The 20567-nt window shown below is 70.0% G+C and carries 14 protein-coding genes and 3 pseudogenes; 8 read left to right on the plus strand and 9 right to left on the minus strand.

Features of this window, described 5'->3' with window-relative positions; genetic code table 11:
- Positions 1-54: 54 nt before the first annotated feature.
- On the minus strand, positions 55-687 hold the full coding sequence (locus CP967_RS01210; protein WP_150486121.1) for a DDE-type integrase/transposase/recombinase: 633 nt from the start codon (positions 685-687) through the stop codon (positions 55-57).
- 139 nt (positions 688-826) lie between these two features.
- Here CP967_RS01210 and CP967_RS01215 point away from each other — a divergent pair, with 139 nt between their 5' ends.
- The gene (locus CP967_RS01215; protein WP_150486122.1) at positions 827-2074 is read left to right on the plus strand and encodes a serine hydrolase domain-containing protein; all 1248 of its coding nucleotides are present in this window, start codon (positions 827-829) and stop codon (positions 2072-2074) included.
- Between the two features lie 206 nt (positions 2075-2280).
- A pseudogene (locus CP967_RS34455) lies at positions 2281-3111 on the plus strand (hypothetical protein).
- Here CP967_RS34455 and CP967_RS01230 read toward each other — a convergent pair.
- On the minus strand, positions 3004-6045 hold the full coding sequence (locus tag CP967_RS01230; protein WP_167535303.1) for a caspase, EACC1-associated type: 3042 nt from the start codon (positions 6043-6045) through the stop codon (positions 3004-3006). The pseudogene CP967_RS34455 and the gene CP967_RS01230 overlap by 108 nt on opposite strands.
- A 35-nt stretch (positions 6046-6080) precedes the next feature.
- The gene (locus tag CP967_RS01235; protein ID WP_150486125.1) at positions 6081-6497 is read right to left on the minus strand and encodes an effector-associated constant component EACC1; all 417 of its coding nucleotides are present in this window, start codon (positions 6495-6497) and stop codon (positions 6081-6083) included.
- A 505-nt stretch (positions 6498-7002) separates the two neighbouring features.
- On the opposite strand from CP967_RS01235, the pseudogene CP967_RS01240 reads away from it, so the two are divergent.
- From CP967_RS01240 to CP967_RS01250, 3 genes and pseudogenes are all read left to right on the plus strand, one after another.
- Positions 7003-7442: pseudogene (locus tag CP967_RS01240) on the plus strand (transposase family protein); the annotation flags it as partial.
- 97 nt (positions 7443-7539) lie between these two features.
- A pseudogene (locus tag CP967_RS01245) lies at positions 7540-7833 on the plus strand (transposase family protein); the annotation flags it as partial.
- A 159-nt stretch (positions 7834-7992) separates the two neighbouring features.
- Positions 7993-8634: a DinB family protein gene (locus tag CP967_RS01250; RefSeq protein WP_150486127.1), complete on the plus strand. Its 642-nt coding sequence runs from the start codon at positions 7993-7995 to the stop codon at positions 8632-8634.
- A 143-nt stretch (positions 8635-8777) separates the two neighbouring features.
- Here CP967_RS01250 and CP967_RS01255 read toward each other — a convergent pair whose 3' ends face one another.
- The 4 genes from CP967_RS01255 to CP967_RS01270 form a co-directional block, all read right to left on the minus strand.
- Positions 8778-9062 (minus strand): helix-turn-helix domain-containing protein, encoded by a 285-nt coding sequence (locus CP967_RS01255; protein ID WP_167535304.1) that lies wholly within the window; start codon positions 9060-9062, stop codon positions 8778-8780.
- A 303-nt stretch (positions 9063-9365) separates the two neighbouring features.
- Positions 9366-11075, minus strand: a complete 1710-nt coding sequence (locus CP967_RS01260; protein ID WP_150486129.1) for a hypothetical protein — start codon at positions 11073-11075, stop codon at positions 9366-9368.
- 506 nt (positions 11076-11581) lie between these two features.
- Complete coding sequence (locus tag CP967_RS01265; RefSeq protein WP_150486130.1) at positions 11582-12682, minus strand: CU044_5270 family protein; 1101 nt, start codon at positions 12680-12682, stop codon at positions 11582-11584.
- A complete protein-coding gene (locus CP967_RS01270) occupies positions 12679-13227 on the minus strand; it encodes an RNA polymerase sigma factor (protein ID WP_208838857.1) in 549 nt (182 codons plus the stop codon). The genes CP967_RS01265 and CP967_RS01270 overlap by 4 nt, the downstream gene beginning before the upstream one ends.
- A 392-nt stretch (positions 13228-13619) precedes the next feature.
- Between CP967_RS01270 and CP967_RS01275 the strand changes: the two genes are divergently transcribed.
- From CP967_RS01275 to CP967_RS01285, 3 genes are all read left to right on the plus strand, one after another.
- Positions 13620-13865: a hypothetical protein gene (locus CP967_RS01275; protein WP_150486131.1), complete on the plus strand. Its 246-nt coding sequence runs from the start codon at positions 13620-13622 to the stop codon at positions 13863-13865.
- Between the two features lie 346 nt (positions 13866-14211).
- Positions 14212-14907, plus strand: a complete 696-nt coding sequence (locus tag CP967_RS01280) for a GntR family transcriptional regulator (protein WP_244338953.1) — start codon at positions 14212-14214, stop codon at positions 14905-14907.
- A 136-nt stretch (positions 14908-15043) separates the two neighbouring features.
- Positions 15044-16699, plus strand: coding sequence for a purine-cytosine permease family protein (locus CP967_RS01285; RefSeq protein WP_150486133.1), 1656 nt, complete (start codon positions 15044-15046; stop codon positions 16697-16699).
- A 37-nt stretch (positions 16700-16736) separates the two neighbouring features.
- Here CP967_RS01285 and CP967_RS01290 read toward each other — a convergent pair whose 3' ends face one another.
- Positions 16737-18782, minus strand: a complete 2046-nt coding sequence (locus CP967_RS01290; RefSeq protein WP_150486134.1) for a prolyl oligopeptidase family serine peptidase — start codon at positions 18780-18782, stop codon at positions 16737-16739.
- A gap of 192 nt (positions 18783-18974) precedes the next feature.
- On the minus strand, positions 18975-20519 hold the full coding sequence (locus CP967_RS01295) for an MDR family MFS transporter (protein ID WP_483030204.1): 1545 nt from the start codon (positions 20517-20519) through the stop codon (positions 18975-18977).
- Positions 20520-20567 lie beyond the last annotated feature (48 nt).

Genomic DNA, 20567 nt, shown 5'->3' on the forward strand with positions numbered 1-20567 from the left:
TTCCGGCGGCAGCGTCTACCGAACGGGGCCTCGCCCCCGAATTCCGGACACGGGTCATGCGGCTTGTGCCGACGTGGCCGGTGTGCGGCGGAAGGAGTTCTCGGAGGCGGTCGGTGATCGTTGCCCGAGGCGGGAGTGCCGGCGGCGGACGTAGCTGCGGTGGAGCCGTCTGAATGCGTCGAGGCGGGCCTCTCGCTCATCGGACCGGCTCTTTCGTCCTTTGCGGGTCTCGCGTTCGAAGGAGGCGTTGAAGGACTCGGGGAGTGCGTTGTCCGCACTGGAACCGACCGCGTCCATGCTTCGCGGGACCCCTGCTGAACCGCAGGCTTGGGCGAAGGACCTGCTTGTGTACGGGGCTTCGCGGTCGGTGTGCGTGATCGGTCCGGCGAGGCTGCCGCGGGTACGGATCACAGCGGCCAGGGTGTCGGTCACCAGGTCCGCGCGCATGTGGCCGGCGATCACCCGGCCGGCCGGACAGCGCGGGGCGAGGCCGATGACGGTCGCCGGGCAGCAGGACTTCCCACCGTCGACGGGCAGGCAGGTGATGCCGCCGGCGTACTTCGTGCTCGGCTCGCCTGCGGTGAGGTAGCGGCCGATCAGGTCCGGCGCCTTGGCGGCTGCGGGGCCGGGGGCGGTGGTGCGGTGCCGGCGGCGCAGCCGGACCTCTTCGCGGTCTTCCGCCCACACGGTCCACGCGCCCTTTCCCCGGCCCGTCCCAGGCGCCCCTTACCGGCTTGCCCCACCTGGACCCTGGAGGTACCCCCACACCCGTTCCGGAGGCTGCCGTCATGGGCGCGGCCGGCCCGCCCCGGCAGGGTGTGAGGGCATGAAGGCAATACAGAAGACCTCGCGGGTCCGCCTCGCCCCCGCCGTTCTCCTCGCTGCTGCCCTTGCGTCCACGGCGCTCGCGCCTGGTGCTGCGGCCGCTCCCCGCCCGGCGTCTGCGGACGCCGAGGCCTCCGCGGGCGGCCGGCTCACCTCCCGGCAGCTCCAACGCGAAACGGCCCGCGTCCTTGCAGAGGGCGGGTTCGTCGGCATCACGGTGCAGGTGCGCGACGGCGCCCGCACAGTACGCGCCCGAGCGGGCGAGGCCGAGCTGCACACCGGCCGCCCCGTGCCGCGCGGGGCGGAGTTCAGGATCGGCAGCGTCACCAAGGCGTTCGTGGCCACCGTGGTGCTGCAGCTCGTCGCCGAGGGCCGCCTGTCCCTGGACGACACCGTCGAGCGCCGGCTGCCGGGTGTGGTGAGCGGCAACGGCAACAACGGCAGCCTCATCACCGTCAGGAACCTGCTGCAGCACACCAGCGGTATCCACAACTACGGCCCCGAAGAGGACACCGGGAACACCGCGGCCGATTTCGAGCGGACAAGATTCGACCACTGGGACCCCGAACAGCTGGTCGCCGGCGCGATGCGCCACCGGCCGGATTTCCCACCCGCACCGGCCGGTGCCCCCGAGCCCGACTGGAACTACTCCAACACCGGCTATGTCCTCGCCGGGATGATCATCGAGAAGGTCACCGGGCGGCCCTGGGCCGAGGAGGTACGCGACCGTATCATCCGGCCGCTCGGCCTGACCGGCACCTACGCCCCCGGCGACGACCCGTACCTGAAGCCGCCGCACGCCCACACGTACCACCTGTTTCCCGGCTCGGTCACCCGGACCGACACCACGGCCAGGAACGTCTCCCAAGTGGACGCGGCCGCTGCCCTCGTCAGCACAGAGCGCGACGTGGACCGCTTCTTCACCGCCCTGCTCGGCGGGCGCCTGCTGCCTCCCGCCCAGCTCGCGGAGATGCGCAGGACCGTGTCCGTCAGCGAGAACTTCCACGTGGGGTTCCCCGGCCTGCGATACGGCCTGGGACTGATGCAGCAGCCGCTGACCTGCGGCGGCGACACCTGGGGCCACGGAGGGGACCTGGAGGGGTTCACGGTGCGCACCGGCTTTACCGTGGACGGGCGCCGCTCAGTCGTCGTCGCCGCCAACGGCACCGGCGGCGGCGAGCAGCTGCTCGCCGCCGAACGGGCCGTCCGCGGGCTCGTGGACCGCATCCTGTGCGCCGGTACCGCATGACGCGACCCCGGACACTCGGTACCCTGCCACGCCAGCCGCGGCCTGCGGGCCCACCGCCGCCCTGACGGCACGGTGCCGCCGTCCCACGCCTCCGGGCGCCTCCGGGCGCCTCCGTTGCGACGGGAATCCGGGGCGATCCACCGGTCCGGCGCGATCGTCACCACCGCCGTGCTGGACGCCTTGCCCATCACCCGCACACGGTACCCATGCAGTCCCTGGACAAAGTGAACACGCCCGCCGAGCTGCTGGCCTGGGAAGCATCGCTCCAGCGGCGTCTGGGCGGCCCGGTCACCGGCGGCTATGTCGTGGACGTGAAGCTGGACGGCTTCGCGGTCGCCGCGCGGTACCAGAGAGGTCGCCTGGTCAAGCTCGTCGGACGTGGCGACGGCCGTCAGGGCGAGGACTGGAGCCATGCCATCGGCACGATCACCGGTCTCCCCCAGTAGCTGATCCGGCCGCTGACCTTCGAGGTCAGGGGAGAGATCCTCTTCACCCACAAGCAGTTCGAACGGACCAAGGAGGTGCGCGCCCAGCGTGGCGGGGACGCGTTCGCCAACGCCCGCAACGCCGCTGCTGGCACCATCCGGGCGAGGAACAGGCCCTACACCCTGGAGATGACGTTCTTCGTCTTCCAGGCCGTCGAGCTGCCGGGCGGCGAGGTGTTCGCCCACACCTCGCACGCCGACCTGATGAAGTGGGTCGCCGGCACCGGCATACAGACCACGGAGGCCACCCCGCCGAAGGCCCACGTCGTCGCGACGATGGCCGAGGTACAGAAGCAGGTCGCGGCAATCGATGCGATGTGCCCCAGCCTGCCCTTCGACATCGACGGCGTAGGGAGATCCACGACCCGTCGTGAGCCGCACGCTGGGCTCCAGCCGCGTGCCCTCGAAGCGGGAGCATGCCCTGCACAGCGGGGGCACCTCACCTCAGCGGTCCTTGCATTCCACCATGTCTGGCTTGGCCGGCGGGGGCTTGCCGCCCAGCAGGTCGGAGAGGTTGGCCTTGTACATTTCGTTCCAGGCATTGCCCTTTAGGATTTTCAGCAGCGCTGAACACACCTCACTCTTCAAGGACGGGGCACCGGAGCGCATCGCCACGCCGTACCTGCCCGCAACGCCGAAGGGCTCCAGCATCCGCACCTCCGGGTACTTGTTGGCGTAGCCAGCGAGGATGACGTCGTCCGAAGCCATCGCGTAGACATTGGAATTCTTGTTCAGTAGATATTCCAGGCAGTCCTGAGGTGTGGAAGGCTGCGACCTCATCACGGTGAAGCCTTTTTCAGCCAGTATCTCCTCGTACGTCGAACCCAGCCCAGTGCACACCGCGAGATTCTGATTCTTCAGGTCGCTGGATTCGTTGATCTCGCGCTTACCCGAATCCTTGCGCACCAGGAACGCCCCGTTCGCCTGGTAGTACGGGCCCGCGAAGACAATGCTGGACCCATCGGGCGAGGCGCGCTTACGGTCCTCCGTGATGCTGTACGAAGCGATGACGAGGTCGATCTTCCCACTATGTAGGGCGTTGCTCCGATTTTCGCCCGTCACAGGACGGAATTCTATTTCATCCGTGTCGTACCCCATTTCCATGGCAATCTCTTGAGCCATGTCGATTTCGTATCCCGTCAATTTATTCTTCTTCTCGTCGTACGCGCTCAGGCCCGGCCGATCCGCCATGACACCGATACGCAGGCTGGGGTGCGAGACCTTCCACTTCTCGTACTCAACCCCACTCTCAACTCCACCCTCACTCCCGCCGCTCGCCCCGAGCCAGCCGGCCATGACCAGCAGAGCTGAGCACAGAGCGACAGCAGGCAGCCCCATCACTCTTTTCCGCCGCTGGACAGCTTGCACACTGGTGTCCACGAACTTACGTTGCAGGGGGGTGGGATGACTGCTTCGGGTGGAGCTGTTGACCCATTCCCGGGCAAGTCCAAGGCGGGACCCGCGATACAACTGGGCGGGATTCCGCCCATTCCGTTCCCAGACCTCGGCGTCCCGCGCAAGCTGTTGGTGGATACGTAGTCCGGAGCGGTCGTCATCGATCCACTGACGTAACCGTGGCCAGGCATGAAGCAGCACTTCATGGGTGATCTCAACGGTTTCAGCCTCGACAGTGACCAGCTGAGCACCGGCCAGGGTTTCCAGAACTTCAGCTGCGGTGTCCGGACGGGGTGAGTCGTGGAGCAGTCGGATGCGATTGACTCGGCGCCGAGCATCCTGGGTGCCTTCTCCGATGTGGACCAAATGCAATAACAACGACCGGCATGTCTGCTGTTCGGTGGAGTTGAACTGGCCATAGATCGCCTCGGCGGTGTTGTCGACCGAGTTCCCGATATATCCCGTGGCCGCGTATCCGGCCACGGTCAGCGTGCAGCCCTCTCGGTGTTTCCAGGTTGCGCGTAAGGCGTGAGAAAGTAGCGGTAGGGACTCCGGGGCGACGCTTCGCGCTGTGCCGTCAGCGCCAAAATCACGCAGCAAAATGTCAACCAGTCCTGGTTGCAATTCCAATCCGGAGATTTCGGCGGGCCTTGTAATTGCGTCACGCAGCTCGTCGGTGGTCATCGGTCCGACGAAGAGCGGGGCCTTGCGCAAAGCAGGCTGCAGCGCAGGGCAGGCAGCGCAGTGGTCATGAAAATCCGACCGCAGGCCGAGGACCACCAGTGCAGGCGGTTCGCCGCCGTCGCCACTGGCAGCAGCGCACAGGGCGCTGATGAACATCTGGCGCTCGCGCACGTCAGCGCACTGGGTGAAGACTTCTTCGAATTGGTCCACCACCAGCACCAGCCGCGATCCGGTGATCGCTGTTTGGCCGGCTCGGGCCTTTAACATCTCACGGATGACAGCAACGAGTCGAAGCGGGTCACTCTCGATTTCTTTGCGCAGCGATGCGCCCGGCACCCCGGCCAGCCGTTCCAGACGAGTAGCTAGTTCGGCCAACGGATGCTCGGTCGGAGTTATTAGCAGGTGCGGCCAAGTCCTGGATCCGGGCACCGGCATCGCACCCTTGCCCAGAGCGGATAGCAGGCCCGCGCCCAGCAAGGAGGATTTGCCGGTCCCGGAGGGGCCCATTAGAACCAACGGATCGGATAAATCCATACTCCCGGCCAGCCTTCCGGCCAGCTCAGTGATCAATTGTTCCCTGCCAAAGAACCACTGCGCCTGACTAAGGCCGAACGCGACCAAACCCGGGTAGGGGCACGATTGTGGCATCGCATCCACCCGAGCTGGTGCGGGCAATACAGGCGACAAAGGCAGGGGCCGATAGGCAGGGTTCGGACACAGCACCAGGTCTTCGATCCACTCGCTGGCGCGATGGCGGGGGCGGGGGAAGCCCCGTGCGGGCAAAATTCGGTCCAGGTAGCGGTTCGCCTGCCGCAGCGTCAGCTGTTGAGTGCCTTCCGGATCGCCTTCGGATAGTAGACGGATCAGCTCGCCGGTGAAGGCGGTGTGCGGGGCGCCGGGCGTGGCCAGCGCCCGCTCATCCCTGGCAGCCGCAGCCAGGACGTACCCGCCGTGGACCCGAGCCAAGTCGACCTCCTGCTCTTCGACGTCACCCAGGACATCCACTGCCCGCCCCGAGAAACAGCAGTCGAGCACGACGATGATTGATCGAGCTGCAGTTTGCAGCAGGGAGCCACGGACCGCGGCGTAAGCCAGCGCGGTGTAAGCCACCCGTCCTGGGCGGGAATCAGTAGCGACTGTAGCCAGATACAGCTCGCCGGCGGGGCTGACCAGTCCGTGGCCCACGTAGTAGATCCACAGCACGCCCTTAGCACGCTCGGCCTCCTGCGCGATGGCGATCCCCAGCTCCATCGGGTTTGCCGGGTCACGGATCACCCGCAAGTTCTCCTCAGCCAGCCCGCACCGCTCGACCAACGCCTGCCCCAGGTCAGCCAAGTTACCCATCACCGCTGGGACCGGCGGCAGGCTGGAGGCGGGGTTGTGGGAACCGGTGCCGATCAGCAGCACCCGAGTCCCGGGCGCACTCAAGCCGGCCATCGAGACTACTGTCCAGTCGGTACGGTCGACTCGCCCTCATCACCGTCGACCACCCTGGGACCGTCCTCCAACATATCGGCCAACCCGTCGACCAACTCGCGCACTTCTGCCATGTCCGTACTGCGTACCCTCTGCGCGCGGACTTCCATGCTTGTCCCGTCCGGCCGGGTCAGCTTGCATGTCACCTCACCAGTGCGGTGCCGCATCCATGCGATAGCCGCGCTCGCCAGCACCGCTGTTACCCCACCCGGAGCCAGTGCGATCGTCAGCATTTCTGGAACCGTACCTAGAGTGCCAGGCGGTGGCGGCGCTTCCACCAGCCGTACCCGGCCCCGCAGCTCCTCCTCGACAATCAGCCACTCATGCAGGGAACGCAGCTCATCAGCCGCTCCATCCCCCGTGATCGTAACTGTCACGTTCATCCCGGCTCCCCTACAACCCGTACCGCATGACGGCCCATTCCAACCCGCGGCCGTTGGGACGGGCCCCGCTCTTTCACTCTGGTTCTCGCCGCAGAGCTGCCAACCATAGCGGGAAACCGTTACACAGCAGGGGACTTGAGGAAAATGCGAGGTTGTCTCAGGTGGAGAGCTTTGCGAGTCTCTTGTAGCAGGTCAGGGCTGCCGCGAGGAAATGGCTGCCTTTTCGTTCGTACCGAACGATGAGGACTTCGGCGTAATCGGACCTCGTCCCTTTTGATCACATGAGACAGAGGAGGGTGCGGGTTTGGTCCCGGGCAGCCCGGCGGCGAGGTGGAGGGCTCCGATCGCGACGTTCCTGACAGGGCAGTACCACTACTGCCCTGAAGAAATCGGCCCAGTGCGCGGTTGCCGCGCTCGAGACATCGAACCTCTTTCATCCTGTGCTGGAGGGCGGAATGGGCTGGTCAGCCGGGGTGGTGACGAGGCAGGGCCCCTCGTCGTCGGCGTGGTGATTCCACTCATCAAACCGGCGACCGAAGGGGCCCTGTCGGTTCCGTGTCCTGCCACGCCCGACGTCCCGCATGAGCTCGTCGAGCATGTCGCCTGGCTGCTGTATGAGCATCGCCGGACCCGTAGCACCCGTCGGCGCACGCTGGGCTGCTTCAAGCAGGCACCGCTCGCGCTGGTCCACCTACGCAAGAACGAGACGTTCTCCCAGCTCGGTGCCGGTTTCGGATATCGCAGGCCACCGCCTGTCGGTACGTGGACGAGGTCTTGGACGTTCCGGCCTCCTGGGCGCCCGGCCTTCATGAAGCCCTCACCGGTCTCGGTGAGGGCGACCATGCCATCGTTGACGGCACTCTGATCCCCATCGGCCGGTTCCGCGCGGACGAGCCGTACCACTCGATGAAACACCGAAAGCACGGCATGAACGTGCAGGCCATCCATACGCTGCTGACCTGCAACCATTCAGGATGAAAAAGGTTCCATCCACTCGTTGACTCCATAGATGGAGCCTCAGCGTGAGCGAGTACTCCGCGCGCGCCAAGGTCACGAGCGCATGGCCGCCCCTGGCACTGGAGCCAAAGCCAAACTCACCTCAGCTGACCGGGTCCTGGTCACCGTGCTCCACCTGAGAAAACTCGCGCCCACGCACCTTCTGGGCCAACTCTTCAACACCACCGCGATGACCATCAGCCGCACAGCGAAAGACGTCCGCCCGCTCCTGGAAGCCCATGGCGTCCATCTCACCGCCCCAACCGCCCGTTTCCACGCGCCGGAAGACGTCGTCAGCTTCTTCGACACCGACGAGACCAAGATCAAACCGACGTGCTGATTCCCGGGAGGCCCCAAGACGTCGTCTCCCATGGCACATGCCTCGGCCTCTTGTGACAGCTCAGGGCACTGGCCATGGCCAGACTCCGGTTCTTCCGGCCGCTGCGGTCCACGCACGGGATCTTGAGGCCGCGGGTAGCCCATGGCAGGCTCGTGCCGCATGATCGATGAATTCGCGAAGGACAACCTGCACAAGAGACTGCGGCGGGACCGCGAGGCCCTGCTCTGGAAGCTCGACGGCTTGTCCGAATACGACGCCCGCCGACCGTTGACAGTGACCGGGAGCAACCTCCTCGGCCTGGTCAAACACGTGGCCAGCGTAGAGGCCGGGTATTTCGGCGAGGTCTTCGGCCGCCCTTTCCCGAAACCGCTGCCCCGGTGGCAGGACCACGACGGCAGCGATCTGTGGGCGGCTGAGGGCGAGACCCGCGACCAGATCATCGAGTTCTACCGGCGCGCGTGGGAACACTCGGACGCGACGATCAACGAGCTTCCCCTCGATGCCCCCGGCCACGTGCCCTGGTGGCCGCATCCCCATTCCGATACGAACCTGTTCGCCGTCATGGTCCACGTCCTCGGCGAGACCAACCGGCATGCCGGGCACGCCGACATCCTGCGTGAAGGCGTCGACGGCCGAACCGGGATGCGCCCCGAACATGAGACGCAGATCGACGAGAAAGCCCGCGCCGCCCGCTACGCGAAGATCGAGCGGGCCGCCAGATCGGCCGCATCGGGCGGAGCGCAGAGGTCTGTACCACGTGACTTGAGGTTCGAGCGGCACGATGGCGGCCGTGAGGGCTGAGCCGGTCCGGTCCGGTCGTCAGTGATCGTCGATGCCGCGTCGGTGCGGGCAGAAGAAGAGGGCTCGCCGACCGGGACGAGTCCGGTGAGCGCCTCGGCGGCACCGATGGAAGATCGAGCGGTCGACCGCCCGCTACTCCTCGGTCAGCTGCTCCACCCCACGCCGCGCCCGTTCCAGCGCTTCCTGGCCGCGCGCGTCAGCAGAGGCTGCGGGGCCACGTCCGGCGGGGCGGGTGCGTACCGCATGCCGCTGTCACCCGGCGGCCGCTCGACCAGTCCTTTGCCATACAGGGAGGGCAGAAGTGACGCCACTTCGCGTTCCGGTACGCGGAGCCGCTGGACGATCTCGTCCATGCTCGCGTCCCGTAACTCCACCGGGAGGCGGTAGACCCGCTCCTCCGCCGCTCCGGTCCCCGCTGTCCCGAGCATGCGCCCTCTCCCTCGCCACAGCCCGCCCCATGCGGACGCCCACTGCGGCATCCATGACCAAACAGGATGCGAGCGGTCCCACCAGCGGGGATCACGGAACCGCCGCAGGGGGCGGTCACCGCTTGCGGAGAAGCCGGCAACCGGTTCGTCGGGGTGGGGGACGAACCGGCGGCGAGCGGCGGCTGGAGGCGGGCGGTGGTGGGAGGCGGGCGAGCGGGTCACAGGGAGGGCAGCAGGAGCGGCGTGTACCGGCTGGTGACGGACGGCGGCGATCGTCCGCCTGTGGGACGACGGGAGCCCCGGTCATCGGCCGTCGAGCTGGAGCGGCGGGTTCGGATCGGTGTCGTCGCTCATGAAGTCCTTCATGCCCTGCCACAGCGAGCGGGCCTGGTGGACGGTGGCCCCCCGCGCACCGGCCAGGACCTCCGAGCGCTCGCCGAAGCCGGCCGGGAGCGGCGGGAGGCCCAGCGTGGCCAGGGTGCAGGTCAGGAGCTCCGACGGCTCGCCCGGATCGCGCAGCAGCCGCGCCACCTCGCGGGCGTCGCCGCTGCCGGCCGCCGCGACGAACAGCTCCGCGTTCCGGTGTGCGCTCTCCTGCGCCGGCGTCGCCCCGGGCCCCGCCCACCGGTGCCGGGCGGTCGTCCTGCCCTCGCTGATAACGGTGAGGGCGTGGGAGCCGCCCCCTTCGCGGTGGGCGACCAGGGTGGTCAGCCGAGGGTCCTTGAACGCGGTTTCCGCGACCTTCGCCAGGCCGTCGAGGCGCAGCAGCGTCGCTCGGCGTCCGCGCTTGCCCGGCGTCTCCTGCGACGGGGCCGCCTCCATCAGGGTCCACCGTCCGGCCGGAGCGAGCCGGACGGTCGCCCCGCACAGCAGCAGCTCCTGCGAGGCGCGCTGCGGCGAGGTGGGAACGTACGCGATCTCCTGTGCCGCCTGGGGCCGCGCGGACTCCGGCAGCGGCACCGCGGGGGCGGGGACGGTGCCGTTGCGGGGGGTGGAGGCGGCGAGCCGGGACCGGGCGTGGTCGCGGAAGTGCAGGAACGCCCGCAGGGGGGTTCCCACGTATTCCCAGGGCGACTCGGTGGCGTACCGCCCGATGGAGCGGTAGACGTCCAGCGACTCGGCCCAGCGTTCCTGGCGGTTCAGTGCCCACACCAGGTGGTTGCGGATCAGGCGGGCAGCACGGTCCTCGGGCGGGCGCGACGCGGAGTACGCCTGTGCTGTGGCGATGATCCCGTCGACCCGGTCGGCACCGGGAGCCGTCCGGCTGCCGTTCTTACGCGGGTGCCTCCCCTCTCTGTCCGTCTCGACGCCGACTTCCGTCAGCGCCACGACCTCCAGGGCGCGGACGGGGGAGTCCTGCGGGGCGCCTGCGGCGGCACGGGCCGCGTGGTCGAGCATCTCCTCGTGGCTGCCGTGCCACTTGGCGGAGAGGAACTGCACGGCTTGGAGGTGGGTGGGCACGTGGTGGGGCCCGCGGTCGAGCGCGTGGAGCAGGCAGTCGTCGAAGACATCGCGTGGTGCCTGAACGCCTGTGCAGTGGCTCAGGGCCGCGGACCAGGGGACCGGGTCGCCGGGGCAGGCCGCGATGGCCGCTTCGATGACCGGCAGCGCGTCGTCCAGCAGCGAGAAGAAGGCACGGAACCGGTCCGAGGCCACGTCTTCGGCGTACGCGCCCGTGCGGACCTCCCATGCCTCGGCGATCCGCCGGAACGCCTCGACGACCAGGGCGTCGGGGTCGTCCGGCGACTCGGCCCGCCAGGCGTTCAGCCACGCCGCGTCGTCCAGAGCGATCTTGGCGAGGGCGTTCACGGACTCGTCCCGCAGGGCCCAGTCGGCTTCTTCACGTGTGGCGGCGAGGAGTGCGCGGGCCGGCGCGTACGCGCCACGGCGAGCGGCGGCCATGGCGTCGGCGGCGCGTGCGTCCGGTGCGTCGACCACGACCGCGTGGTCCGGCGGCAGCCCGACTCCTGTCGCCTCCAGATGCCTGACCATGCGTCCTGCCTTGCCGAACACGTATGCCTCCTCCGTGGGACCCGTATGTGCCTGTCATGATCGCTTCCGTTTCCCGCTGGCCGCGGGGCCGGCCGCCGAGTCGTGTCCATAACGCCGTCATGACGTGACCGCTACGGCACGGGGACCATGCCGATGATGCTGCCACCCGCCACTGACAGCAGCCCCCTTCCGCCTCAACTCACGTCACCGCTGAGCCGGTTGACACCGCATCAGCCTGGCCGCGGTGACGACGGGCCCGCCTGCGCGGCGGCTGTCGTGCCCCCGGCTCGACGGGGGCCGTCCGGAGGTCCGGCGGGGCAGGGGCGTGCTGGTGGACGGGCCGGCGGCCGGCTCCTGCGCCCGGGCTCGGGTCGTCCGTTCCAGCGGTACGCCGGCGAGCCGCTCTCCGCCTCGAACCGGGCGGGACGGCTCCGGTACGGCAGGCGGCCAGGCGTTCGCGGGCGAGGTCCGGGACCGCGGTCACGGTCCCGGAACGCTCCCCCGCGGACGGCGCGCAAAGTACCGGCTCAGGGCCTGCGGGACCTGTCCCCGGTGAAGGGCGGCGCGGTGTCGGTCCACCGGGCGGCGATGACGGTGGTGTAGTCGAGGACGGTGCCCTCCGGCTGCCCGTCCAGCTCCTTCGTCAGCACCCGTTGTTCGCCGATCGGCGCCCCGGTCCCACGGTCGAAGACGAGCTGGATCTCGGTGCCGGGGGCCCGGTCGCTGCTCAGGCCGACCCCCCGGCCGGTGCGGCCCTCCGGCGTGGTGACGTCACCGAGCGCGCGGATGTCCGGTTCTCCGGCCAGCAGACGGTAGGCGGCCGCGCGGACGCCGGGGGTGACCGGCATGTGCATCGCCACCTGCACGGCGGCGTCGACCACCAACGCGTCCAAGTGCCGCTCCGGTGCGTTGTACCGCTCGTCGAGGTGGGCGCGGAGCTGCTCCCGCAGGACCTTCTCGTCGCTGCTCAGCTCGTCCATGAGCGATACGGGCAAGCCGCCCAGGACACCCTGGTCGGTGGCGCCGCCAGGAGCGTCCTCCTGTGTGACTCCGCGCCCCTCGTAACTCAGCCGCGTGCCGTCGACCGTCCAGCTGCGCGGTGCGCCCTGCTCACGCCAGACGGCCTCGTCCCGCGGGCCCGCGGGACGCGCGCCCAGGTCCGTGTGCCGGCTCCAGCGGCGGTCGGAACCGGAGGCGAGCCAGACCTGTTCCTGCCACCGGGCCGTGAGTGTGTAGCCCTTTCCCGGGACCTCGGTCGCGGCGCCGCTGCGGGTGACCTCGTGCCAGTAGCGTCCCCTGGCCTCCTGGGGCTGCTGTTCCACGTCCGTGGCCGCCGCGACGAGCACCTGCCGGCCCGAGGCGCCGGACGCCGGGGCCCCGTCCCCAGTGGAGCCGGGCGCGGTGAGGACCACGGAGGCGACCACAGCGGCCGTGGCGAGCCCCGCCGACACGGTCCAGGCGGGCCGCCGTATGCCGCGCCGGGCGCGGCCGGGGGCGGCCGGGCGGTTCCCGAGGCCGCTCATGGCTCGGTGCAGTTCTCGCTGCCGTACCTCGGGCGGTACGGGAGCGGTGGGGTCCAGGGCGGCGGGCCGTGCCGCGGCCAGCCGGTCCATGATGTCGTCCTTCACAGTGCGGCCTCCTGGTTGGTCCGGCGGAACGGCTGAAGCCTGCGGGCCGGGGGTTTTGTCTGCCGTGAGTCGGCTGCCTTCCGCAGCCGCCCGCGGGCCCGGTGCAGCCGCACCCGCATGGTCGCGGTCGAGCATCCGACGACCGTGCCGGCCTGAGCGGGCGTCAGGCCGTGCCAGGCGACGAGCAGGAGCACCTCGCGGTCCGTCTGTGACAGCCGGTCCAGTGCGCGCAGCATGGTCAGGCGCTCGGTGACGTCGTCGGCGATGTCCCCGGTCACCGCTTCCTTCGCCCAGGTGCCCGTCCCGGCCGGCACGGAACGCCGGGCGTCGGCCCGGTGATGGGCCCGCAGCACATTGCGTGCGACCCCGAGCAGCCAGGGCAGGGGTTCCTGCGGTATCTCGTGGAACCGCCGCCAGGCCACGGTGAACGTCTCACTCACCACGTCGTCGGCTGCGGTCCGCCCCGCCTGGCTGACGGCGTAGGCCCAGACACGTTGTCGGAAGTCGTCGTACATCGCTGTGAAGCGGGCGTGGTCGTCGCTCACCACCGGTCCCCTCTGATCGTTCGGGCTGTTCACTGAGTAGTGCGCGCGGGCCGGGAAGTGTTACACGCTGGTTGTGGGCGGTCCGGGGCAGGGCCGTCCGCGTACGCGGGAGCGCCCCGCCCGGGCCGTGCGCCGTGTTGCCCTCTCGCCCGCCGGGCGCAGGCCCCCAGGGGCCGCGCACCCGGGCCGCGGCCCGACGTACGGGCCCGCCCCTCGCGGCCCTAGCCGACGGGCCCGGCGCTGCTGGTCAGCCGTCCGTTCCGGGCCTGCCGGAGAGTCCCGGCCCCTGCTCCGTTTGCGTGGAGGTCGCGGACCGGGTTACGTGGAATGCGCCGATCCACGGACCGATCCGCACAACCGGGGCTTTCCGGCCCCAGCCGGAGGTGTCTCCGATGGCCAAGAACCGATCGGGGCCCATGAAGGGCCCGCGCGCCGGCAAGGCAGGGCTGGTGATGAGCCTCGGCAGCAGCGCGCTCGCCGTCATCCGGGCTTCCAAGCAGGTCCGCAGGGCCAAGGGCACCCACGACAGACTGGGCACCGCGGACGCCGTGGCGGGACTGCTGCCGCTGGTCACCTCGGCGGCCCTCGTACTGAGGCAGCTGCGCGGACGCAAGCGGGAGCACGCCGGGACCGTCTGAGTCCCGTGCGGGCAGGGCACCCGGGCGCGGCGTACGGGCGGGGCGAGGGCCGCCGGCCTCCGGGACGGGGCCCGGCGGCCCTCGCCCCGCCGGGGCACGTACCGTCCCGGCGGCACCCCCGCCGGGCGGCCCCGGAGCTTCGCCCGTCCTCCCCGGCACCACGGCGGCGACGGCACAGGCCCGCACGTGTCCGCACGAAGGGGTGCGGACACCGCGTGAGGCGTCGGTAACGAGCCGTTCACCGTCGGGGCTCCGCCCGGGAAACACGCCGTTCCTAGCGTGTCCGTCCATGGATTCCCCGCTGTATACGCGGCCGGACCCGGGCGGCGGTCCGTGTCCGCCGGCCATGCCCTCGCTCCGTGAATCGGTCTACGCGAAGCTGCGCGCGGCCGTCCTGGACGGTGGGTTCGGGCCTCGTGAACGGCTGGCCGAGACGCGGCTGGCCGCGCGGTTCGGGGTCTCGCGCACCCCCGTGCGTGAGGGGCTCGCTCGGCTGCTGGCGGACGGGCTGATCGAGCACGGGGACGACGGTCTCTTCGTCACCGTCCCCAGCCTGGCCCAGCTGAAGGACTTCTGGGAGCTGCGGGTCACCCTGGAACTGCGCGGGATCGTCCGGGCGGAAGAGGACTCCTGCCTCCGTCACGACCGGGCGGTCCTCACCGCCGAGCTGGAACGCTGGTACGCGATGCGCGAGCGGCCGCCGGCCCCGGGGCCCCGCTTCGTCGTCGAGGACGAGCGCTTCCACGCCGAGCTGTCCCGCGCGTCGGGCAATCCCGCGCTCACGGCCGCCCTCGTGGCGGCCGGTGAACGGGTCCGCCGGGTGCGGATGTACGACTTCCTCACCGAGGCCCGGGTGGGGGCGGCCATCGCCGAACACATCGAGATCATGGAGCACGTCCGTGACGGCCGCCTCGGCGAGGGCCACCGGGCTCTGCGCGCCCATGTCGGCGGCTCGATGGCCGTCGTGACGGAGCGTGCCCAACAGGCCATGACGCAGATGGCGTTGCACGCCGACCGCCTCCGGGCCGCCCGGCAGCCCTGACCCCCGCGCTGTCGCGGGCCCCGTCCCACAGACCCCCCCGCCGCCGACGACGCCGGCCGGGCGCCGCTCCCCCGCCCCGGACACCGCACCCGTACCCGCCGTATCCGGTGTCCCCCTCCTCCACGAAGGGCCGCCCATGAGTACGACCGAGTCACGTCCGCCGAAAGCCCCTCCCGGCTCCGGGCCGAGCCAGGCCACCCGGGAGACGCTGGAGGACTACACCCTCCGTTTCGCGCCCCGCAGTTACCGCCGCTGGTCCCCGATGGTCGTGGCGACGACCGCCCTGGGCGGCATCGCCTACATGGCGGACTTCTCCATCGGCGCGGGCATCGGCCTCGCCCACGGCACCGGTAACGCGCTCGTGGCGATCACCGTGGCCGCCGCCGTCATCTTCGTCACCGGCTTCCCGCTCGCCTATTACAGCGCCCGCTACAACATCGACCTGGACCTGATCACCCGCGGCTCCGGTTTCGGGTACTACGGGTCGGTCCTCACCAGCGTCATCTTCGCCAGCTTCACGTTCATCTTCTTCGCCCTCGAAGGCTCGATCATGGCGCAGGGCCTCGAACTGGGGCTCGGGCTGCCGCTGTGGCTGGGCTACCTGGTGTCGACGCTGATGGTGATCCCGCTGGTGATCTACGGCATGAAGGCGCTCAGCAAGCTCCAGGTGTGGACGACGCCCGTCTGGCTGGTGCTGATGGTCGGTCCGCTGGTCTACCTCGTCGCCACCGACCCGGGCACCGTCGACCGCTTCCTGTCCTACGCGGGAACCGACGGCGAGGGCGGCGTCAACACGGCCTCCGTACTGCTCGGGGCGGGTGTCTGCCTCTCCCTCATCGCCCAGATCGGCGAGCAGATCGACTATCTGCGTTTCATGCCGCCCAGGACCGAGAAGAACAGGCGCGCCTGGTGGACCGCGGTGGTCATGGCGGGGCCCGGCTGGGTGGTGCTCGGCGCGCTGAAGCAGGCGATCGGGGTCTTCCTCGCCGTCTACATCCTGGCCGAGGTAGGCCAGGACGCGGCACCTGAGCCGATCCAGCAGTTCCGCGGCGCCTTCGACGCGATGATGCCGTCCTGGATGGTGGTCCCGCTGGCCGTGGTCCTCGTCGTGATCAGCCAGATCAAGATCAACGTGACGAACGCCTACTCCGGTTCGCTGGCATGGACCAACTCCTTCACCCGGGTCACCCGGCGCTACCCCGGCCGCATGGTCTTCGTGCTGGTCAACCTCGGGTTCGCGCTGGCCCTGATGGAGGCGGACATGTTCAGCTTCCTGAACAGCATCCTCAGCTTCTACTCGAACTGCGCCATCGCCTGGGTCGTCACGGTCGCCACCGACATCGGGATCAACAAGTACCTGCTGAAACTCTCCCCGCACGCGCCCGAGTTCCGCCGGGGCATGCTCTACGCGGTCAACCCCGTCGGAGTGGTCGCCTTCGTCGCCGCTTCGGGCCTGTCGATCGCCATGTACTACCACGCCCTGGGCGACACCCTCCAGCCGTACTCCCCCGTCGCCGCCGTCGTCATCGCCTTCGTCCTCACCCCGCTGATGGCGGTCCTCACCAAGGGCAGGTACTACCTGCGCCGCACCGACGACGGCATCGACGAGCCGCTGCTGGACGCCGAGGGCAATCCGGCCGCGACGGCGTACGACTGCCACGTCTGCCACCAGAGTTACGAGCGGCCCGATGTGACGGCCTGCCGGACCCACGGCGCGTACGTCTGCTCCCTGTGCCTGAGCACCGACACCGTCGGGGACCATGTGCTGCCGGCGCAGCCGGCCTCCCCCTGACACCGGCCGGGGGACGGCCCGCGGGCCGTCCCGTGGGTCACGCGGGGGCGGAGCCGGTCCCCAGGTGCTGCCACAGGAAGGTGTGCACCAGGGCTTCGTTGTGGGCGGCCTGCTCGTTGTCGCTCGCTCCCGCGTGGCCGCCGCCGGTGTTCTCGTGGAGCAGGACCCGGTGGCCCAGTTCACGCAGGCGTGCGGCCGCCTTCCGGGCGTGGCCGGGATGGACCCGGTCGTCGCGGGTCGAGGTCATCAGCAGGACGGGAGGGTACTCCCGGTCCTCGGCGAGCCGGTGGTAGGGGGAGAGTTCCCTGAGGTGGGGGAGGTCGGCCGGGTCGTCCGGGTCGCCGTACTCGGCGGTCCAGGACGCTCCGGCGAGGAGCTTGTGGAAGCGCAGCATGTCCAGCAGCGGCACCTGGGCGACGATCGCGCCGAACAGGTGCGGGTAGCGGGTGAGCATGGCGCCCATGAGGAGCCCGCCGTTGCTCCCCCCTTCGGCGCCCAGCATGGCCGGTGCGGTGATGCCCCGGGCGACGAGGTCGGCGGCGACGGCCGCGAAGTCCTCGTAGGCACGCGGGCGTCCGGCGCCGAGCGCGGCCTGGTGCCAGGCCGGCCCGTATTCTCCGCCGCCCCGGATGTTCGCGATCACGTAGGTGCCGCCGCGCTCCAGCCACGCCCGGCCGGTCACCCCGCTGTAGAAGGGGGTGAGGGAGAGCTCGAAGCCGCCGTAGCCGTAGAGCAGGGCGGGGCCGGGACCGGTACGGGAGTGGTCGGGGCCGATCACGAAGTAGGGGACCCGCGTGCCGTCCCGGGAGGCCGCGAAGAACTGATGCACCGCCAGGCCAGCGGTGTCGAAGCGGGCCGGGGCCTGCTTGAGGACGTCCATGGCGTCCCGGCCGTCGCCGATGTGGCCGTGGTAGAGGGTGGACGGCTGCAGGAAGCCGGACACGCTCAGGAAGAACTCGTCCCCGGCGTCCGGGTCCGTGTCCACGACCTCGCCGGCGGACAGCGCGGGGACGTCCGCGAGCGGCTCGCGTGTCCAGCCGCCCCGGGGCGCGGGGGTGAGGACCTCGATGCGGGTGCTGACGTCGCGCATCGTCTCCAGGATCAGGTGGTGGCGGGTCCACGCGTGCCCGGCCAGGGCCGTGCGGCCGTCGGGGGTGAACAGCACCTCGGGGGTGCGCTCGCCCGCCAGGAAGGCGTCGAAGCCGAATGCCAGCAGGGAGCCCGCCGGCTGTCCCAGCCACGCGGACTTCAGGGTGACGAGCAGGTGCTCGCGGTGGGCGTGGACGGTGGCGTCGTCGGGGACCTCGATCCTGACCGGCGTGTCGTCGGCGGTGAGGAGGTAGGTCTCGCTGTGGAAGAAGTCCGTCGACCGGCCGACGAAGTCCCGTTCGAAGCCGGGGGTGCTCTCGTGCCATCCCCAGGCCTCCACGTCACCGGTCCCTGCCTCGAAGACCGTACGGGCGTCCGCCAGCGGTGTGCCGCGCCGCCAGCGGCGTACCGTACGGGGGTAGCCGGCGTCGGTCAGCGAGCCCGGTCCGAAGTCCGTGCCGATGAAGACGGTGTCGGCGTCGATCCATCCGGCACGGGTCTTCGCCTCCGCCACCCGGAACCCGTCCTCGACGAAGCTCCGGGCGGCGAGGTCGAATTCGCGGACCACCACGGCGTCGCCCCCGTCACGTGACAGACGCACCAGGGCCCGGTCGTGGTCCGGCCTGCGCACCTGGGCGCCGGCCCACACCCACTTCTCGCCCTCCTCCGCGCCGAGCGCGTCGAGGTCGATCAGGACGTCCCACCCGGGGTCCTCCTTGCGGTACCGCTCCAGCGTCGTACGCCGCCACACCCCCCTGGCGTTCCCGGCGTCCTGCCAGAAGTTGTAGAGGTACGCCCCGCGGCGGACCGTCCACGGGATGCGGTCCGAGGCGTCCAGTACCTCCCGGAGGCTCTGCTTCAGGGAGGCGAACCCGGGCCCGCGGGCCAGCGCGGCCTCCGTCTCGGCGTTCCGCTCGGCCACCCAGGCGAGGGCGGCCTCGCTCTCGACGTCTTCCAGCCACAGGTACGGGTCGTCATCAGTCACACGGAGCATTCTGCAGGTCCCGGACGCCTCCCTGGACCGGCACCCCGCCGCCCTTCCGTACCGCTGCCCTTCCGTCCTGCCGTCCCGCTGTCCCGCTGTCCCGCCGTCCCGCCGTCCCGGGAACGGCACAGGGCCCCGGCCGGTGCCGGGGCCCTGTGCGGCGTGGGGACGCGGTGGTCCCGCACGCCGGTGGTGGTTCGCTCAGTGCATGGGGGCGGCCTTCGCCTCGGCGGCGGCGGCCTCCTCCGCCAGGCGCTCCATACCGCTCTGCGTCTTGAGCGGCTTCTCCTTGATGAACAGCACCGCGATCAGGGCGAGGAAGGCGAAGGGCGCGCCGACCAGGAAGACGTCCGCGGTCGCGACCCCGTACGCCTGCTCGACCACCTGGCGGGCCGGTTCGGGCAGCGTGGAGAGGTCGGGGACGCTGTGCCCGCCACCGCCGCCGGCCGCCGCGGCACCGCCGAAGCCCTTCTCCATCTCCTCGGTGACCCGGTGGGCGAGGACCGCGCCCAGCGCGCTCGTGCCGATCGCCCCGCCGAGGCTGCGGAAGAACGACAGGACGGAGGTGGCCGCGCCGAGTTCGGCGGCGGGCACGTCGTTCTGGGCGGCCAGGACCAGGTTCTGCATCAGCATGCCGACGCCGACGCCGAGGACAACCATGTAGATGCTGAGCACCGCGAAGGAGGAGTCCGCGCTGATGGTGGACAGCAGGCCCATGCCCGCCGTCATGATGATGCCGCCGGCGATCAGGAAGCCCTTCCACTTGCCGCGGGCGGTGATGATCTGCCCGGCGATGGTGGTGGAGAGCATCAGGCCGAGGATCATCGGGAGGCTCATCAGCCCGGCGGCCGTCGGGGACTTGCCCAGCGAGATCTGGAAGTACTGGGACAGGAAGACCGTGCCGCCGAACATGGCCACACCGACCAGCAGGCTCGCCACGGTGGTCAGGGTGACCGTGCGGTTGCGGAAGATGTCCAGCGGGATCATGGGCTCGGAGACCCGGGACTCGACGAAGACGGCCGCGGCGATCAGGACCACGCCGGCGCTGACCAGGGCGGCGGTCTGCCAGGACGCCCAGTCGAAGTTGTTGCCCGCGAGGGTGATCCAGAGCAGCAGGGCGCTGACACCGCTCATGATGAGGACGGCGCCGAGGTAGTCGATCTTCACCTCGCGGCGGACCGTGGGCAGCTTCAGCGTCTTCTGGAGCAGCACGATCGCCAGCAGGGCGAACGGCACGCCGATGAAGAAGCACCAGCGCCATCCGAGCCAGGACGTGTCGACGAGGACCCCGCCGATGAGCGGTCCGGCGACGGTGCCGACGGCGAAGACGGCACCGAAGATGCCGGAGTAGCGGCCGAGTTCACGCGGCGGGATGATCGCCGCCATGACGACCTGGGCGAGGGCGGTGAGACCGCCCGCGCCGATGCCCTGGACGACCCGGCTCACGATGAGCAGGCCGATGCTGTGGGAGAAGCCGGCGACGAGCGAGCCGACGACGAACATCCCGAGCGAGAGCTGGATGAGCAGCTTCTTGTCGTAGAGGTCGGAGAGCTTGCCCCAGATCGGCACGGTCGCCGTCATGGCCAGCAGTTCCGCGGTGACGACCCAGGTGTACGAGGACTGGCTGCCCTGCAGGTCGGAGATGATCCTGGGGAGGGCGTTGGCGACCACGGTGGAGGCCAGGATGGCCACGAACATGCCGGCCATGAGTCCCGACATGGCCTGGAGTATGTGTTTGCGTGTCATGGTCGGTGCGGCCCCCTCGAGCGCACCGGCCTCACCGCTTTCGGGTGT

It is taken from the genome of Streptomyces nitrosporeus (assembly GCF_008704555.1).
Lineage (GTDB): Bacteria > Actinomycetota > Actinomycetes > Streptomycetales > Streptomycetaceae > Streptomyces > Streptomyces nitrosporeus.

Coding starts and splice junctions, on each gene's coding strand:
- CP967_RS01215 (WP_150486122.1), top strand. CDS start 827: ATGAAGGCAATACAGAAGACCTCGCGGGTCCGCCTCGCCCCCGCCGTT.
- CP967_RS01235 (WP_150486125.1), bottom strand. CDS start 6,497: ATGAACGTGACAGTTACGATCACGGGGGATGGAGCGGCTGATGAGCTG.
- CP967_RS01250 (WP_150486127.1), top strand. CDS start 7,993: ATGATCGATGAATTCGCGAAGGACAACCTGCACAAGAGACTGCGGCGG.
- CP967_RS01255 (WP_167535304.1), bottom strand. CDS start 9,062: ATGCTCGGGACAGCGGGGACCGGAGCGGCGGAGGAGCGGGTCTACCGC.
- CP967_RS01275 (WP_150486131.1), top strand. CDS start 13,620: ATGGCCAAGAACCGATCGGGGCCCATGAAGGGCCCGCGCGCCGGCAAG.
- CP967_RS01280 (WP_244338953.1), top strand. CDS start 14,212: ATGCCCTCGCTCCGTGAATCGGTCTACGCGAAGCTGCGCGCGGCCGTC.
- CP967_RS01285 (WP_150486133.1), top strand. CDS start 15,044: ATGAGTACGACCGAGTCACGTCCGCCGAAAGCCCCTCCCGGCTCCGGG.
- CP967_RS01290 (WP_150486134.1), bottom strand. CDS start 18,782: ATGCTCCGTGTGACTGATGACGACCCGTACCTGTGGCTGGAAGACGTC.
- CP967_RS01295 (WP_483030204.1), bottom strand. CDS start 20,519: ATGACACGCAAACACATACTCCAGGCCATGTCGGGACTCATGGCCGGC.